The 17,299-nt window shown below is 65.7% G+C and carries 10 protein-coding genes and 1 pseudogene; 4 read left to right on the plus strand and 7 right to left on the minus strand.

The window, feature by feature from the left end:
• The first annotated feature begins 12 nt into the window (after positions 1-12).
• The 4 genes from ACWD3C_RS21835 to ACWD3C_RS21850 all read left to right on the plus strand — a co-directional run bounded on the left by ACWD3C_RS21835 (position 13) and on the right by ACWD3C_RS21850 (position 8,045).
• Positions 13-1,257, plus strand: a complete 1,245-nt coding sequence (locus tag ACWD3C_RS21835; RefSeq protein ID WP_451146289.1) for a restriction endonuclease-related protein — start codon at positions 13-15, stop codon at positions 1,255-1,257.
• Complete coding sequence (locus ACWD3C_RS21840) at positions 1,254-4,583, plus strand: hypothetical protein (RefSeq protein ID WP_451146290.1); 3,330 nt, start codon at positions 1,254-1,256, stop codon at positions 4,581-4,583. The genes ACWD3C_RS21835 and ACWD3C_RS21840 overlap by 4 nt, the downstream gene beginning before the upstream one ends.
• Positions 4,584-4,597: 14 nt before the next feature.
• Positions 4,598-7,402: an RNaseH domain-containing protein gene (locus ACWD3C_RS21845; RefSeq protein ID WP_451146292.1), complete on the plus strand. Its 2,805-nt coding sequence runs from the start codon at positions 4,598-4,600 to the stop codon at positions 7,400-7,402.
• A gap of 304 nt (positions 7,403-7,706) precedes the next feature.
• Positions 7,707-8,045, plus strand: a complete 339-nt coding sequence (locus ACWD3C_RS21850) for a hypothetical protein (protein ID WP_451146294.1) — start codon at positions 7,707-7,709, stop codon at positions 8,043-8,045.
• Positions 8,046-8,048: 3 nt separating this feature from the next.
• Here the strand turns inward: ACWD3C_RS21850 and ACWD3C_RS21855 are convergent, their stop codons facing one another.
• The 7 genes and pseudogenes from ACWD3C_RS21855 to ACWD3C_RS21885 form a co-directional block, all read right to left on the minus strand.
• Positions 8,049-8,429, minus strand: coding sequence for a hypothetical protein (locus tag ACWD3C_RS21855; protein ID WP_451146296.1), 381 nt, complete (start codon positions 8,427-8,429; stop codon positions 8,049-8,051).
• A gap of 278 nt (positions 8,430-8,707) precedes the next feature.
• Positions 8,708-9,547: a hypothetical protein gene (locus tag ACWD3C_RS21860; RefSeq protein WP_451146298.1), complete on the minus strand. Its 840-nt coding sequence runs from the start codon at positions 9,545-9,547 to the stop codon at positions 8,708-8,710.
• A 255-nt stretch (positions 9,548-9,802) separates the two neighbouring features.
• Positions 9,803-11,701, minus strand: a complete 1,899-nt coding sequence (locus ACWD3C_RS21865; protein ID WP_451146300.1) for a DUF7380 domain-containing protein — start codon at positions 11,699-11,701, stop codon at positions 9,803-9,805.
• A 266-nt stretch (positions 11,702-11,967) separates the two neighbouring features.
• Entirely contained in the window at positions 11,968-14,559 is a 2,592-nt protein-coding gene (locus tag ACWD3C_RS21870; RefSeq protein WP_451146302.1) for a hypothetical protein, read from the minus strand.
• A 780-nt stretch (positions 14,560-15,339) separates the two neighbouring features.
• Positions 15,340-16,530, minus strand: a complete 1,191-nt coding sequence (locus ACWD3C_RS21875) for a DUF6907 domain-containing protein (RefSeq protein WP_451146306.1) — start codon at positions 16,528-16,530, stop codon at positions 15,340-15,342.
• 300 nt (positions 16,531-16,830) lie between these two features.
• Positions 16,831-17,007: pseudogene (locus tag ACWD3C_RS21880) on the minus strand (IS3 family transposase); the annotation flags it as partial.
• Position 17,008: 1 nt separating this feature from the next.
• Positions 17,009-17,299, minus strand: a 291-nt coding sequence (locus ACWD3C_RS21885; RefSeq protein ID WP_451146308.1) for a transposase, incomplete at its 5' end; no start/stop codon positions are given.

The following is a 17,299-nucleotide window of genomic DNA, read 5'->3' on the forward strand; positions in this document are numbered from 1 at the left end:
CGCTGCGGATTTGTGACGAGCCCCACGCACGACGATGCTCAGACACTTGACGAAGTCAGGGTCCGCTACCTGGTCACCCGGGCTGCCCTGCGGGCGGCGAAGGCCATGACGTCGCCCGGCTTGAAGCCGGAGCAGCGTCTGGCGACCCTGATGGAATGCCACGGCACGATGCTGGCGGCTCGCGGCCCCAGCAGCCCGCTGCCATTCGCCGAGTTCCGGAAGGCACTCAGAGGCGATCTGGCCGGGCTGCTGCCGGACGGCGTGAGTGCCTTGGACCTGGGCGGGTTGCTGGTCGTCGACAGGGACGGGCAGGTGACCGAGGATGCCTTCGACCTCGATCTGGAGCAGCGGATTCTGCTGCATACCCTGCGGAAGCTCGACAAGGACGCGGGTGCGATCAGTGACCGGGAGCTCCAGTCGGAGATCGAGCAGGAGACGGCGTACGCGCTTCTACGAAAGCAGGGTACGCAGAACGCCTACGAGGCAGGCCGGTCCGACCTCATCCGGTATCCGGCGGGTCCGGTCGACCAACTGCGCAAGCTGAAATTGCCGATGGGGGTCGTCGACTTCTACGAGGAGATCCCCTACGGGTCCGTCCACCACGGCTGGTGGTTTCCCTGCCCGGTCTGCCGTTGGCCGATGCGCCTCACGCTCCGCAAGAACGCCGGCAACATCGTGGGGTCGGCTCGCTGCTGGCATGCCCCCCACGCGGACATGGGTGCCGCGTACCTGTTCCGACCAAGGTTGGACGAGAAAGCGCCAGAGTTGCTGCCAGAGCCGTCTCCGGCCCGCCCGAGCGGGAGGGAAGCAGTGCTGTATCCGGACACCGAGACTCTGCCCGAGGCGCTGCCCACGGAGGGGCACAAGGCGCTCGCCCGCGGAATCTGGAGGTACACCACGGTGCCGGGGCTTCCGGAGCTGGCCCTGTACGACCAGTTGAAGGACCGCGGGCTGAAGGTGGACCTGTGGCCGGGGCTGGACGCCTACGACCTCCTGGTGGAGGTCGCGCGAAAGCGACGCAAAAAGGCGTCGTTCAAGGTCGATGTCAAGGACTACACGTCGGTCACGACGCTCGCGAAGCTCATCCACGCACAGGAGGGCGACAAGGGCGGAGCCGAGTGGCTGGTCGTGCCGGACTACCGGGCCCGCCAGGTCCCGCTGCTCTCTGGGGTGTGCGAGAGGTACGGGATGAGGGCGGTCACCGCCTCCGAATTCGGCGAACTGGCGTGCAAGGAGGCAGGGGTGAGCTGGACATGAGTGAGGCGTCTGTCAAGGAGACCGCGGTACTAGCGGCGCTGGCACTGGCCGCCCACTACTTTCCCGAAACGGTGGACGGGGACGAACGCGGCGCTGCCCCCTTTGAACAGGCGGCGTTCCTGGTCTCCGGCAAGTACCAGGCGTGGGAACGTTGGGACAGCCTCACCCATGAGGAGAAGCAGCGGATCACGGCGGTGTACGCCATCGCCCCCGCCGAGATCTCGGGTCTCCGGGCCTTCTCGATCACAGCCCGGTCCATGCTCGCGCCCCTGCACGAAGACAACCCCGACGGCCCGGGGACGATGCTTCCCTTTGAGCTCGTCGGTGACACCCCGTTCACCGCCAGCGCCGCCTTCCCACGGGTAGGCGGCGACCTGCCGGGATACGTCGACCGTCTCACGGCCCGCTTCCGCCGGCCCAGCAGCCGCCCCAAGCCACCGGACTTCGCCGGTCCGGGGACATGGGCCACGCAGGAGATGTTCGTGAATGGGGAGGGACAGATTCAGGGGCGGCTCACCATCCCCACCTATCCCCAGTTCACCGCCCCGCTCGGCCACGATCGGCTCCCGCACGTCTCCTCTGTCCCCTACCTGCCCGACGTCCGTATCCCCACGCCCGAACTCCTTGGCCTGGCCCGGCATATCGACCTGCGCTACACGCCGGAGAAGCGCTACCTGCACCAGACCCTGCAGCAGCTCTTCGAGGTGCTGCAGACCACCGACAGCCTGTCCCCCCGCGAGGCGCTGACGCTGACCGCCGGTCGGACAGAGATCTTCAACGCCCCGACCGGCACCGGCAAGAGCGTCCTGGCCCGGGTTATGGCGGCATGGTTCGCAGCGAAGCAGCTACGCGTCGCCATCGTGCTGCCCGACATCAAGGCGTGTCTGGCAGCGACGTGGAATGTGCGCGGGGACCTCGACCACCTGCACAAATCGGGGGTCATCGAACACGAAGCAAGTTGCGCCCACCTGATGTCCTCGTCCGGGATGCACGACCGCGCCCTCAAGCACGCCTCCCTTATCAAGGAAGACCCCGACCTCCCCGGCGAGTGGGGTGAGCGAGGCGAGCGCGATCTTGACCAACTGGCCTACGGATGCGCACAGAAGACCTTCCTGGAGGCCACCGGCGACTACCCGCCCGGGCGCGAACCGTGCGTGAACCTGCGCCGTCAGGGGGTGGGCTCCGCAGCCTGCCCCTGGATCCCGACGTGCGGGAAGTTCACCCCCGTCTACGACGCCTGCGCCGCGAACGTCGTCATCATGAACCACTACGCCTTCATGCAGGGCAACCTGCGCATCGGCGTGAACCTGGACGGCCGGGCCGTCCGGAGCATGACGGCGGCCGAATTCGCGCTTCGGACCTGCCACGCCGTGCTCGTCGACGAAGTGGACCAGTTCCAGTCCCGGGCCATCGACAACTGCGCCGGCGAGGTGGTCCTGCACTCTCGGCGGCACTGGTCCGCAGCGCCGCAGGAGATGGACACAGACGCGAAGCGGCTGCACATCGACGACGAGCACAACCTACTGCCCGCGGTCAGCCATGTGCGGCTGATGGCGGAGTTCCTCCTCCTGAGTATCTGCAAAAACGCCCTCAGCCTGCACGCCACGGAGGACGAGCGAGCCCAGGCCCGCATTCCGGACCAGACCAGTACCCGGTGGCACCTGGCCCGTGGGCGGGACCGCGCATTGATCCGCCTGCTCTGGCCCGAGACGGAGATCGCGGAAGAGGCGGACATTCCGCCGGACTTCTTCCAGCGGCTCAACGCTCTCATGCCGGCCCGATATCGGGGCCTCGATCCGCTCGCCTCCCAACCGAGCCTGCTCGAACCCGACTGGGACGACGTGCGGCGTGCTCTCGGTGCCCTCGTGGCGCCACGCGGCGAGCACCTGCTCGACATGGTGAAGCTGGAGCTGCACACGCTTCTCGAGGATTCCATCAAGGACGTTCAACGTCGCGCCAAGGCCATCAACCTCCTGGTGACGCGCACTGCCATGACCGAGCTGGATGAAGCTCTGTCCGAACTTCAGGACAAGGCCCAGGACTACCGTTCCTCCGGCCTGCGGTCGGCGCAGAAGATCGTGGAACTCCTGCGGGCCACGGCAGTCTCCTCGGTGATTCCGCTGGGCATGCTCGGCCGTTCCATCACCGGCTACCGCATCACTGGGCTCGATGACAAGGAGAAGAACGCCAGCCTTGTCGCCCAGACCATCACCGGTGACCCGCACACCTACACCGCCGAGCTCGGCGGTGTCGTCTCGCTCCTCCTGGCCGCTGTGGAGCGGCCGGTGATGGGCTTGTCGGCCACCGCATACTTCCCCCAGGCCGTGCGCGAACACGTCCATGCCCCCGTCCGGTGGTGGATGACCGACGCGCAGGCCAAGTCCATCCGGGCCAGGAAGCACCGTATCGAGTACGGAGAGGGCCACCCTCTGTTCGGGGAGCCCATCAAGGTGTCAGGCACCCACCCCAGCCGTAAGAAGGACGCCCTGATCGAACTGGGCAGCAACCTGTACGACCAGAAGATCCACCGCGAACTCGAACGAGCTGCGGCCCAGGACCCCGACCGCGCCCACGTGCTCGTGGTGGCCAACTCCTACCAGCAGTGCGCCTGGCTCGCGCGCGGCATCGCGCAAGCCGGCCACTACGGCGGCGGATTGTGCGTCGCGGTACGGGCGGAGGACCGCCACCGCGCCGACCCCGACCTGCCCAAGGAGAACGTCGCAGTACGCCTCACCGCCGAGGAGTTCGAGGACTTCCCCAAACACGGCAAGATCCTGGTCGTGCCCCTGTCGCTGATTGCCAGGGGGCTCAACATCGTCGTCGGCATCCGCTCCGCCGTCCGCTCCGTCTACCTCTGCGTACGTCCCCTGGCGCTCCTCAGCGAGCCCGCCGAGATGTACGCCAGCATCAACGCAGCCGGTCTGCGGGCCCTGCCGACCGGCGGTAGCTCGAACCCGTCACAGGCGCTTGCCGTCGGTCGTGACGCTGCCTGGGAACGCCTGTCCCTTCTCCTGCGGACGGCCCCGCAGTTCACGGCCATGCACAAGTCCCTCCAGGAGGAGGTCGTCGCCGGCATGATCGTCGATCTCATCCAGCTGGCCGGCCGAGCTCGCCGCGGAGGCACCGAAGCGGTCCTCCACATGGTCGACTACGCCTTCCACGAGGACACCTGGAACGCCGACCTGGAAACAGTCCTGCGCCGCATCCACTCCCAGTGGACGCCCGAGGTGCGTCAACGGATGAACGAACTGTACGGAGAGGTGCTCAACGCATTCCTGTCCTACGCCGGCATCGAACCCCACGAGCCCGGCTTCCCGGGCGTCTGAAGAGAAGAGGACGCGTGACCCAGCAGGACCGCGAGCCCGGGATGTACCTGAACACCCTCGCCTACCGCTGCACACCCAAGCTCGTCGGCGACGCCGCGGTGTACGTGCGGCACTTCGACAGCGAGACCGAGAAGCTGTGGAGCGACTTCAGCAGGCAATGCGCACGCCGCTACGGCGACGACGCGGCGCAGGCCCCGTACTCGATCGCTACCACCGTGCTCAGCACCCTGAGCGGCGGCTACGTCTACTTTGACCCCGACTTCCGTGGGCCGTTCCTCGCCTCGCGCGAACCGCTCGACAGCGAGCTGCTCTGTCAGGTGTTCACCCTCACCCATGCGCTAGCGCTCGGGGAGAAGATCGAAACCATTGACCTCGCCATGGCTCCTGAGCTCGCCAAACGGATCGCCGCGTCACCAGAACACCGGTACACGCTCGCCGACCACCTCAAGCCGGCCGACGGCAAGCAGCCCAACGCCCCCGGATGGGTCTACCGGACCGTCGCCTGGGACCTCTCCCGCCGCATGGCCGCCAAGCCGTGGGCGATCTCCGAAAGCAGGAAGATCGCACTGCGCCCCGACACCACCGGCGGTCTGGTCGCCCTGGAAGAGCCCTGGCAGAACGAGCAGGGCGGCCGGTATGCCCTCTCCCGCACCGCGCTGCGGCTCAAGACCCTTCCGAACATCGCCAGTCCCGTGCTCCTGGTGTCGTCGAGAGTGACCCGCATCTCCTCCTCGCTGATCTTCTCGAAGACGGCCCTGGCTGTGCAGCCCGGCTCTGGGCGCCCGCTCCTTGAAGTGTCGCTCAACGGCCGCGGCGCCGCCCGCACCGTGAACCGGCTCGCTTTGGAGGCGCTGGGGCGTCTGGAGATGGACTACTCGATCCTGCGGACGATCGACCAGCGATCCCGCCGGGAACAGGAGTTCCTCAAGGCGGCCCGCGAGGAGAAGAAGCCAGCGGCCTTCCCCCGCGAACACCCTGGCCAGGTGTGGCCGGTCCTCCCCAAGAGCTATTCCTTCCCTATCGGCACCGGCACCGGGATGCAGCACTTGCGCCTTCTCTACGGCCACGTCGCCGAGGCGTTCGGTGACGTGGCCGTGCCTCTGACGATGCGGGAGGCGCCGATGACGCTTCCCCACCGGCCGACCGACCCTGAGCGCGTCACCAAGAAGGAGCTCGAACGCCGCAAGGAGGAACGGGAGAGGAACGAGAGCAAGGAGCCGCTCCGGGCGAGAGGCAGCGCTGTGCCCACGCCGGAGTCCGTTTTCTCCGCAGTCGAGGCCGCCGGCTTCAAGAAGCTGCGCATCGCCTGCCTGTGGTACCGCGACGAGACCCGGCTGCGGATGCTCGACACCCTCTGCAAGACCTACGGCGTCGACCCCACGGGGCTCGACCCGCACAACGGCCAGGAGTTCAGCCTCCACGGCGACCAGATCACCGCGGTGCTCCACCTGGCCACCGACTTCCTCAAGCCCGGTGGACCGGACGGCAGGCGAGAAGCCCTGGCACACACCGGCGCTTCGCTGGTCTCCCGAGACGGAATCCTTGTTGGCGCCTGGTGCGAGACGGAGAAGCCCGAGGCCGTTGACGAGCAGAACGGCACGGACGCCGACAGCCGCGACGGCAAGCTCCTGACGCGATCGCTCCTTGCTGGCCTCGGCGTTCCCACCCAGTACATCCTGGGCAAGAACGACAAGGGCATCGTCACGCCGAAGGCGAAGGACCACCCGGCCGAAATGGCCCTCCTCGACCTCTACCGCTCGCTCGGAGTCATCGACGACCGCATCGCCAACGCGCTGGAACCCGAAACCTCCGATTACCCCGTTCACCGAGTCGCCCAAGTCGGTGTCCATGTACGCCAGCAGAACCGGCGGAAGGGGGAGAACGGGCCCCCCAAGGTCGTGATCACCGCATCAGCACTCATCCCGCCAGCCCGGGCCGGTGGGACATGGGGCATGCTCGGATGGAGCTCCACCCGACCCCAGTGGCAGCCCTACCGCAGCGCCCAGCCCGCCTTCCACGCCACGGCCTACCCCCAGGAGAACGGGGACAAGAAGAGTCACCGGCAGCGCTGGGACGACGCAGCCGAGGCGGTTGAGTTGGCCCTCGGAGATCTGGCTGAGGAGCTGGACGGCGTCCCCTACACCGTCACCGTGGACGGGCTGGCCTGCCGCCGAATGTGGGAGGGGCTGCAGAACATGAACCAAGGGGCATCTCCGACTCCGCGCTTCAGCCGCTATTGGCTCCCGGGCAGCTCCCTGAGCAGCGACGAGAGGCCGCGTGCCGTGATCCGCATCAACATCGCGGACGAGGAGGTCCCGCCGCCTGTCAGCACCACGCGTGTGCTGAAGGGACAGGCTGGCGTCACGACAGACGGCGAAACAACCCGGATGCTGTATCAAGTCGAGGTGGACTTCGGCGCACCCGTCTGGATCTTGTGTAACGTGCCGCGCGCCTACGACGGCGACGGCGCTGGCCGACTTGGCTCGAAGTGCACCCGATGGGACGCCAAGCGGTCCGTCCACTCAGATAAGAAGGAGGAGCGCCGCAAGGGCGAGATGCCCCAGAACTGGTACTCCATGACTGCGACCGAGATCTACCCGCTGGCCTGCGCCGAGGGCGTCTCGGCGGAAGCTTTTGCCGTGGCCACGGCAAAGCTTTGCCACCAGACCCTCTTCTGGTCAGACCGGGCCCGCTTCCCCGTGCCCTTGCACGCCGCCAGGCAGATGGACCTCGACCACCCGCAATACCGGCGCACTGCTCCTCCCGAGGAGAAGCCCGCCGCCGAGCCGGGTTCTGACGGCGAGGCACCCGAGCAGTAACGGCCGGGGAACAGCGGTCCGTGGAGGCGCCGCCGTTTGTCTACCAGCCCGCCCTAGCCTCGGGCTTTCACGAGGTGGGCAAGGGCAGGGGCCGACAGCGAAAGCCGACCTCGGCGGAGGAGCGGGACCAGCAGGCGGCCCAGCGCCCGACGGTGGTCACGGCGCATCAGCGTCGCTCGGCGAAGGCCCCGCTGTGGAGGCAGGCAGTCGCCAGCCGGGCGTAAGCGGTCGTGATCGCCAACTGGGCCAGACGGGCGGTACCTTCAGCAGCTCGGTGTCGAGTACGGGGAAGGGGAGGGGCAGCATGTCGAGGGGCAAGCAGGTGTTGCGCGAGCTCGGCCACGCGGTACGAGAGGAGGCCGAGGAGAGGGCACGCGCCTATTACTTCAGTGTGTACGATCGCGGCTTCGACGAGGCGGCCCAGACCTGCCTGGGTGTCCTGTCCGATGCCACGGAAGAGTTGTTGGCGAGGATGAAGTCCGGAAACCTGTCCAAGCAAGAACAGGCGCTGTACGCGCGGCTGACTGGACTGGCGGCTGAAATGGACGAACGTCTCCGGAACGCCTGCCAAGAAGAGCCGGCAGGAGACGCCCTGCCGCAGCCGTCCGGCGCCCGATCCGGCCAGCCAACAAGACTTTCCTGAGGCTCACTTCTGAGGATCGGCCCCGTACGTCACGACGTCCGGCACATCGAGAGCCATGCCGGTGATGCAGCCCTTGTTCCATGCGTCGCGCTCGTCGCCGTCCAGGCCGTCAGGGAGCGCTTCTGCGCACTCCCGCTGTCCCACGGAGGTGGGGTACCGGGTGTCGGGGCCGCCGGGGCGGGTGCACATGTCCTGCCCGGTGGCCACCTCCTGGCCGGTCGTGCAGTACGTGAAGTTGGTGTCGAGGACGCGCTTCGCGTAGTCCGTCGCCGTCTGCTCGCCGAACCGGTAGCCGTCCCAGTACCTCGCGGCCTTGTCCTCCTCGGTGGTGCAGCCGGCCAGCGCGAGAGCGGCGAGGGCGAGCGGTATGAAGGTGCGTCGCATGCGCCGGAGCATACGAGAAGTACCCCGCCCCCCGCAGGGGGCCGGGGTACCGGCCAGACCGCCAAGTCGTACTCGTCGGTCCAGGGTTCCTCGGTCCACAGGTCGTCGTAGTGGTACAGGCCGGTCAAGCAGGCCGCCCGTGCGGTAGGCGTACACGAACGGGGCCCATGATTCGGCATGGAAGAAGGTCACCGGCGATTCGGATCTTTCGAATCGCGACAACGACTTTACCCAACGAGGAAGGTCCCCTGCGGACCGCCAGCAGGGCGAAGCGGTCCCTAGTCGATCTGATCCAACTCAGCCCGTAGACGCTCGGCCTCGGCTTCGGCCTTTCGCAGCCTCCGCTCCAAGGTGGACCGTGAGGGTGTGGGTGCGGTGCTCGCAGCCTTCCCGGGCTGTCGTGGTCGGGGGACAAGCCATCCGACGCGCTCGTAGGCCGAGATCATCCGAACTTGGGGGCAGGAGTAGCAGAGTCGCTCAGGCTCCGGGCTCGGCCAGCCGTCCGCGAGCATCCGTCGGGTGTGCTCCCGATCCCGCTCGGTCTGCAATTCCGGGTTCGCACGCCACGCGTCCTCGAACTCGGCAGACATCTGCTGGACTCGTTCCGGATCCGCACGACGAGGTCCAGAAGCAGGTACCCAATCGAGACTCGGGGCGATGGCCTCCTCCACGTGACCGCAAGCCAACGTCACTTCCCAGAAGGCGGAGGTGTGCGGCTCGTCATGGCGGATCATCGACCAAACCTTGGGGTCAGTGTCGTCCGGCGGTTCGACCGGGTCGGCGGGAAACTTCACCTCCCTCCGTTCTCCCCACTCAGCGATCACGCGATAAGGCGGCGGCGGGGAGTCGTCGTGATGACAGATCATCTGCCCCGGAGGCAGTGGTGAGTGGAGAGCCTTCCACTGTGCCTCGTGCGGTGGGGTGCCGTCGTCACGAGTGAGAACCTCGGGGATGCAGCCGCAGTCAAGCTGAACGCGCCACCGGAACACGCGGCTCAGATCCGGAATCAGGAAGTCCCAGAGCACCCTCGGGATGTACCCGCGCATTTCGGCGACCTCCGCCTCGCACTCCCGCAGCACCTCCTGGCGTGACCTGGCCTTGCCGGGAAGCCGCTGCACCGTGGGGGTGCTCGGCGGCGGCCGGTCTTCCAGGAGAAGACGGCGACTATTGATTGAAGGAGCACCCATGGCGTCCCCCCCGTTCCACGTCCGGTGTTGGCATTCATCGTCCGAGTGGACGGTGAGTTGCAGCCAGGCGCGCTCCGGCTGCCTTCCTGGTCACAAGCACTGTGAGACTTGAGCGGACGTGACCGGACGACCGTGGAATGAGCGGCCGCTGAGACCATGATTGAGACCACTCGAAGCCCAGCACGCTTACCTCAGAAGCTCGTTCCGGGCCGCTCGCACAGCACGCCCGATGCGCCGCCACCACGGACGTGGCGGTACTCCGAGCGGGTTGGCCAAGCCGGCCTTGACGAGCCCCGCGTCCCTCCCAGCGTGCTCGTGGGAGGTAATGAGTACCAGCAGCGAGTACGCCCGAAGTGCCAGAGCGGCCTTCTCCCGGCTCACAGTGTCCATAAACCCGTGAGCGACAAGGTTGCGGACACTCATCCCGTCTCCGAGTAGAAATGTTCTCAGGAAACGCTCCCAGTCAGGGTCAAAACCATTGTCCGTCAAGTACGGGAGGAGCGCGCCAAGGCCCGGAAATTGCCCCACCCCATCGCCGACCTGCGTTTTATATACAGGCTCATTAAGCTCCAATAGAAGCGCCCGAACCGATGCTTCAATTTTGGGCACAACGAGATGCGCACAAGCATCAAATTCGCCGACCCAATACAGAATCAATCCTTTCGCAAGAGCCCTAGCCGACACGGGATTGGTTCCCGACGTGGCGATAGAATCTTCAAGATCCCTGAAAGAAGGAATCCCGAAACGCTCCTTGATTATATCTAGAGCGTCTGCAAGAAAGATCCCGTGAAAATTGATTCCACAGGTCTCTTCCCTGACTAGCTCATGCTGAAATGCTTCGTCTTCTTCTGAAAGAACACGCTTTGGGAGATCGCCCGGTCCAAAGACTACTGTCGTTACGAGCCTGGCGAACGCCGAACGATTCAGCACACTGCGTGCCGCAGCCTTATTGTTAGTCAGGTTGCCGCTGGGTGACTCGCTATTGAACCAGACCCCCAGGGCTTTACGCCACGTGTCGACTCGCCTGTATGGTCGCAGATAACCGCGGATATAGGCATTCGGGATTTTGAATTCGGTTTCTATGGTCTTCCACTCGACAGGAGGAGCAGACTGCAAACGAGAGATTGCCAAACTTTCCAGTTCTGGGACATTGAGTCGGCGAGCAAGCGAAGCCGCGTCATTCAGATGCGCCCTAATGACTAGCGCATCAACGGCCCCATCGGCATCACTCAAATAAGCCTTGACCTCAACCTCACTGGCATGCCGAGCACGGGCATCGTCGTCAGTAGCAACAGCTCTACGCCGGACAAGCGCAGCTATTTGACCAACAGCAAGCGTACCCGGGTAGGCCAGAAGTGCCCTGTCGAGCAGATCGTCGACCCTGGGATCTACCGGCTGTGCATTCTTTTTTCGTTGCGGCGCACTCAGGGCATCCAGCAGGTGGGTGAAGATGTATCCATCTTCACCGTCACCCAGCAGACTCTCCGCCATATCCAGCATGGCTGTTTTAACTTGCTGCACCATTGAGGAGAGATTTACTGAACGCGTAAGCTCCCACGCGCGCAACAAGCCAGTTCCCTGCTCAGTAACAGAAAGACTGCACCCGATTGCATCCAGATAAGCGCGGACAGCTTCTTCGGCAGCGTCACGGCTATTCGCCAGGCGAAGACTGAAGACAATATCCGCACAACGAGCCTTCATCACAGGATGCGTCACGGATGAATAGAGAGAGCGCCACAGTTCTCGCACGTCACTATCAGCATCGCGCAACGCCACCGGAAAGAGCGACGGCCCGTCCAGTGGAACTAGAGATGCACCTGGCTGAGCAGACATGAATGGACGCATCGCAAGATGATACGTAAAGGTTGCGGTCAGCACCTGTAGAGCGGCAAGATCAAACGAAGTCTCAGCGTCCTGCGCTATTTGTGGAATGCGAAGACTCGCAGTCACCAAGTCGTCGGCCCCTTCACACGCCGCATCCGCGAGTCTAGCCAGGGCAGGCACCAAGGACGAATCATGCCGATAAGTGGCTCGCGATTCATCAGAAGGACCCGCACTGCTCGCTACGGAATCGCCTTCACTCACGATGCCCTCCCCACGCAACGTTCCATACTGCGAGTCGCAGATTCCTTGACGACTTCAAGCTACTTCGGGCACGACAAGACGAATTACGGTCAAGGAGTCGATCACGCGATCCAGATTCTACTCTGAGACCATGCTCGACCCTGGAGATTTTTCACACCCACATGAACGATCTGAGTGGGCAGAAATACGCAGCGCGTCAAGTCGGTAACGGGATCCCCTCGTTGCCGGCCGTCTTCGTTGCCCCGAGCGAGCATGGGAAGCTTGGACTAGACATTGTGGGTCTGCGGGCGGGCAAGGAGCTCCCGAACGCGGCTCTCGACGGTCTCGAAGTTCCGGTCGGATGCGATCACTGTCTCCAGGTCCGTCTGGGCATCGGGGGCTGCGCCGCTGTCGATGAGCCATTCGGCACGTTGCAGCCGGGCTGCCATTTTCTGCTCCGGTGCGATGTCGCCCGTCGCCAGGATCGACTCGATATCTCGCTGGGCGCCGTCGTGGTCTCCGTACTTCCACAAGGTGCGCGCTCGTCGGATGAGAGCGATGAAACGCCGGTTGTACGTCGTCTCTGCCAGTTCGAGCACGCTCGTGCGGTCCGCGACGGCGGAGGCAACATCGTCATCGTCGTCAAAGATGTCGGCCCGGTTGTTGAGGGCACAGGCACGCGCCTCGTCCGTGGCGGAGGGGACGTTGATGACCGCGGTGAAGTCAGCGGTCGCGGCGTTATGGTCGCCGATGTCCAGCCAGGTGATGCCACGGTTGTTCAGGATGTTGGAGCGCACAGGCCACGCCGGATCGCAGGCGGCGAGTGCCTCGGTGTAGAGCGTGTTCGCCCGGCGGGCGTTGCCTTCGTTGAGGATGAGGTTGGCGAGGCGGAAGCGTGCGGTCATCGTGAGTTCGTCGATTGCCTCGTCGGCAGCGGACTGCCGCAGGGAGTCGAGGCGGGAGAAGATCCATGTGAGGGCCGGGTGATTGCTGCGCTGCAGGAGCGGGATGGTGTCCACCGCCATGCGCACACACGCCGTCGGAGATGTGAGCCAGTCGCCGGCGCCGAGCAGATCCACCAGGCTGGGGTGCTCTCTGTGATCGCCGGCAGCGCGTTCAACGAAGGCTCGGTACGCCTCCTGATCGGACTGCCACGCCAATCTCAGCAGTGCTGCGGCGGCAAGGTGTTCGGCACCAGCAGCGGCGAGCCGGTCGAGGACGTACAACTCGCCCAGGATGTCGGGACGGACTCCGTCCAGGAGGTCGTCGAGCGATACTGGATGGAAGTCGCTGTACACGTCCGGCAGCAATCCCGTCGGAGGGGCGAGCGTGTGTAGGAGGTGGGCGTAGGAGTCGGCCGAGGTGCCGCCGAGGGCTGTCGCCAGGGTCCATATGTTACGTACGTGGCGTGCGCTCGGCGAACTGCTTGGGGACTGCACCCTCTGGCTGTTCGTGCGCGCGATCAGGCGCCGCAGGGCCGCGTCGCGGTCTGCACTGATGCCGTTGCCGTCCATCCAGTCCAACGTGGCGATGAGTACGAACAGCGGACGGCACGCGGGATCAATCTCCTCGGCGTGGTCGGCGATGTCCTCGATGTTCGTTGACGACAGATCCGCTCCGGCCCGCGCCCCGACAGCGCTGACCAGCCTGCGGATTTCCGGACGGGACAGGCCCCCGAGTCGGCGTGGAAGACCGTAACTGCTCGCCTGGATATGGAAGGACTCCTCCATGCGGTGGGTGCGCTGCACCATGTCCCACCACGGACCTGCGGCCTGGCGCTCCAGGACCAGCACGCGCACGGGCGCGCTCAGGGCCTGCTGGCTGAGGCGGAACAGAGCATCCGAGAGCCAAGCGCTGCGCTGCGCCGCGTAGTCGACGACGACGAGCGTGGGACGCGTCGGCTGGAGGCTGTCCAGAGCAGGCTGGCTGTTCTCGCGCAGGAACCCTGCGTGCCATTCCCCAGACACCGCCCGGCACAGTTCGATGGCCAAGCGGCTCTTCCCGGTGCCGGCGGAGCCGGTCCACAGCCACCACGAGAAGGTTGGCCCTGCATCGAGGAAGGTCTTCAATTCCCCGAGTTCGGTATCGCGTCCGACGCGAGCGATGGCGGTGCTGGCGAAGGCCAGGAGAGAGTCGGGTGAGTCGAGCTGCGGCAGAGCAAGCGCGAGGGAGTCATCGGCTGCTCCGACACAGGCCTGAAGCATCACCAGGGCGCGATGCTCGGCCTCGGCCTTCCACTGCCGCAGGGTTGTCACGGTGTAGCGCACAACGTCGCTGTCGATGAGCTTGGCACAGTTCTGGCACAGCCAGATACCGTTGTCCCCGGCGGAGCGCTCGGTCGAGGTGAGAGCGGGATCGTAGCGCGGGCCACCGGGACTGGCGGCGGTGATGTGGGCCCCGACGCCGAGGTTGACGGCGCCGCTCGTCTGGAGCTTGGGGCCGGACGTGACAGCTCCACAGTCAGGATTGCTGCACCTGGAGGCAACCCGCGAGGCGAGCGTGTCCTTCACGCTCTTGGTGAAGTCGTCCCTTGAAATCTTGGAGGGCTTCTCGGCTATTGGGAACCGCCCCCTTGGTGAATCGTCGAGCGCTGTGCGGTACCGACGCAGTTGCCATCCCGTCTGCCGATGATCGTAAGGGGTATCGGCCGAAGCCAGCATGAGGACGCCATATCCCACAGTGGTCGACCGGCTCCAGGCCCTGCCAAACCCCAGATGACCAGGCACTCCACGATCCCTACGAGCAGCACCACCGCCTCCGGCGAAGCGGAACCCAGTGCCATCCCGACGCGACAGCCGGACCATCCATCGCTGGGAGCCATCCAGTAGTGTCGGTAGCTGAAGAATCGCTTGTAGAGGCCTGACAAGATCTTCGTTCATCTCTCCGACCCATCCCCAGCGTCATCGGCGGTGCCGTGGAGGTCTCACACTGGCAGCCCGGTGGCAGCCCCGCCGGTGGACAGCCGGTGGACAGACGCCTTTGGACCGTGCATTACGAGGCAGCACAGACCAACCAGTCGCACGTGCTCTGATCAGGCAGAACGTCACTCAGTAGCACGACCCGGCACGACGCAACACGATCGCTCATGGTCTCGTAATGCGTAGGTCTCGGGTTCGAATCCCGAAGGCGGCTCCGAGGGGAACCGCAGGTCAAGCCTATGACCTGCGGTTTTTTCTTTTCCTTGACCATGGGATCGGTGATTTGGGACGCCTGTTGACCTACGCATTCCGTGCGTAGGTTGTGAGGTTTCCACGCTCAGTGACTCTGACGACGTGTAGGCCGTTGACCTGCGTGTTTGTGTAGATCTTCGCCTGATTCGGACCGGGGCTCGGGAAGCAGGGGAGGTCGAGGGGAGGCCATCGGCGCAGCGATGGTGCGGTACGGGTGGCTGCGGAGCGGCCGAAGCGGGTGGAGAGAACGAGGAAATCGTGACCGCTGCGGTCTCGAACACGCTGGTGACAGAGGCCGTTCCTTGTCGAGAAGTGCCAACCTGTGCCACTGCGGCATTCCGCCGTCATAGGGGCACCGTGTTGATGGGCGCGCTGGGCTGATGGATGCGCACGTGCGTTACGCCGAGATCCGCTCGTACCGTCCGGGCGACACTGGGGCCGTCGATGGTGCCATTGCGCTACCGACCGCTGCGGTCGGGACACCATCCCCTACCCGCCCAGCAGCAAGACTGTCCGGGCCGAGGGGCTGGGCCCAGGCCCCGGGGCGGCGGTGGAGTCGCCGACCCTGGGGCCGTCTTGGGGTTGGACTAGGCGGCGTGCTCCGGCGTGCTCCGGCGTGCTCCGGATCACCTGGATCCGGCGGTCCTCCGCCTCACGGTCGAGACGCGCGATCTCGGGGTCGGCCTCGAAGTCGTCCCGCGCGATCTCCTCCGCCTGCTTGACCACATGCTCCAGCCGATTGACGAAGCCGCGCATCTCCTCCAGTGCCTCCCGCGCCTCGGCCGGGCTCAGCTCGCCCAAGTGGACGCCGTAGCCCAGCCACACCTGCGTGCGGCGGCCGTACGCCTGCGGCTTGTCGTTGCTGACGACGACCTGCGCGGACATCCACGGCAGCCCGTCGCCGTTCCCGTTGTACCCGCTGGAGTCGATGGCGGCGTCTCGCAGCTTGGTCTCGGCAGGGAAGGCGCTGTGCCACTCTGCGGCGTGCGGCTCGGCGTGGTCGTTGACGCACCACTGGGGGCAGCCCCAGCGGAGCATCCACTCGGGGCCGCGCTGGGCGGCGGTGAGGGGGAGACCGGACGCCTCGACGCACGTGCGGCAGACCTTGACGTCCGCGCCAGTCATGTCCTGGGTGCCGCGGAAGGTCAGGAGGGCATCGGCTGGGAAGTGCAGGAGGGCGGTGTCGTCCAGGTCACCGCTGCAGGTGAGGCAGCGGCCGACCGCGTGGACGTCGTCGTATGCCACGGCCACCTCGTCGGCGCGGGCGACGACGGTGCGGCGGCCGTCGATGGTCCTGAGTTCGGGGTGGTCCACGGCCGGGTCGTCAGTCAGCTGGAGTGCGAGGCCGAGGCGCTCGCACTCCTGGATGAGCTTGGGCAGGTAGGCCTTGTTCTCGGCGTGGTCGCAGAGGAGTTCGGCCACGTGGGCGATGACGGCCTTCGGGTCGTCCGCTTCGGCGACGAGGCTGATGATCAGGCTGTGGAAGGCGTCCAGTTCGGGGCTGCCGAGGCCGACGGCGTTGGCCTCGGCGTGGTTCTGCTCCAGCTGGAGGATGATCCGGGCGGCGGCCGTCTCCGATTGCTTGCCGCGGGCCGAGCCCTTCGCGGTGCCGTTGGCGAGCCGCGAGGCGAGAGGGATGAGGTGCTCGCCGACCGTGGAGTTCGTGTCCATGATGCTCATGGGGCCTGCTCCTTCGTGGAGTTGAATCCGCTTTTCTGGTCGGCGTAGTCGCGCTGATGGGAGCGGTCTAGGCGTGTCGTCCTCGTTCGGGTGGTGTCGCCTCAGACGCCGGTCGGTGCCTGGCAAGGGACGCGTAAAATGCGCCTTTTCGCCGACCTGGGTGTCGCCAGGAAGGCATGCCGCCTGCTCCGGACTGCGGCCTACTGGGCGGCGGGCTACACGGCGCGAGGACGGCGGTGTCGGCGCCGACCTCGACCAGCTCGACCTTGAGACTCGGGGCGCAGGCCTTCGCTCGAACTCCTCCGGGCTGAGGAACGCGCACGCGCTGTGGATTCGGCGTGTGTTGTAGAAGTCCGCGATCCGCATACCGATCTTGATGCGGGTCTCGGCCCGGCTACGGAAGTGCCGCCGATGGACGTACTCCACCTTCAGCACACTGTTGAACGCCTCGGAGACGGCGTTGATGCCCCTATGGATGTCAAGTGGCGTCTCGGGCTGGTTCCGTGGGGTGTGCCGCGGTGTTTGCGGGGGCGATGTGCCGGTAGATCTCTCGTGCGACGTACCGTTTGAGGCAGCGGATGATCTCTCGTTTGGTCTTGCCCTCCGCGAGGCGTCGCCGCAGGTAGTCCTGGGAAGGGCCTGCCCAGCGCAGGCGGCTGAGGACGATTCGGTAGAGAGCGGCGTTGGCCTGGCGGTCGCCGCCGCGGTTGAGTCTGCGGCGCTGGGTCTTGCCGGAGGATGCCTCGACCGGGCTGGTGCCGCACAGGGC

Source organism: Streptomyces sp. NPDC002845 (assembly GCF_053591955.1).

Coding starts and splice junctions, on each gene's coding strand:
- ACWD3C_RS21840 (WP_451146290.1), top strand. CDS start 1,254: ATGAGTGAGGCGTCTGTCAAGGAGACCGCGGTACTAGCGGCGCTGGCA.
- ACWD3C_RS21850 (WP_451146294.1), top strand. CDS start 7,707: ATGTCGAGGGGCAAGCAGGTGTTGCGCGAGCTCGGCCACGCGGTACGA.
- ACWD3C_RS21855 (WP_451146296.1), bottom strand. CDS start 8,429: ATGCGACGCACCTTCATACCGCTCGCCCTCGCCGCTCTCGCGCTGGCC.
- ACWD3C_RS21870 (WP_451146302.1), bottom strand. CDS start 14,559: ATGAACGAAGATCTTGTCAGGCCTCTACAAGCGATTCTTCAGCTACCG.
- ACWD3C_RS21875 (WP_451146306.1), bottom strand. CDS start 16,530: ATGAGCATCATGGACACGAACTCCACGGTCGGCGAGCACCTCATCCCT.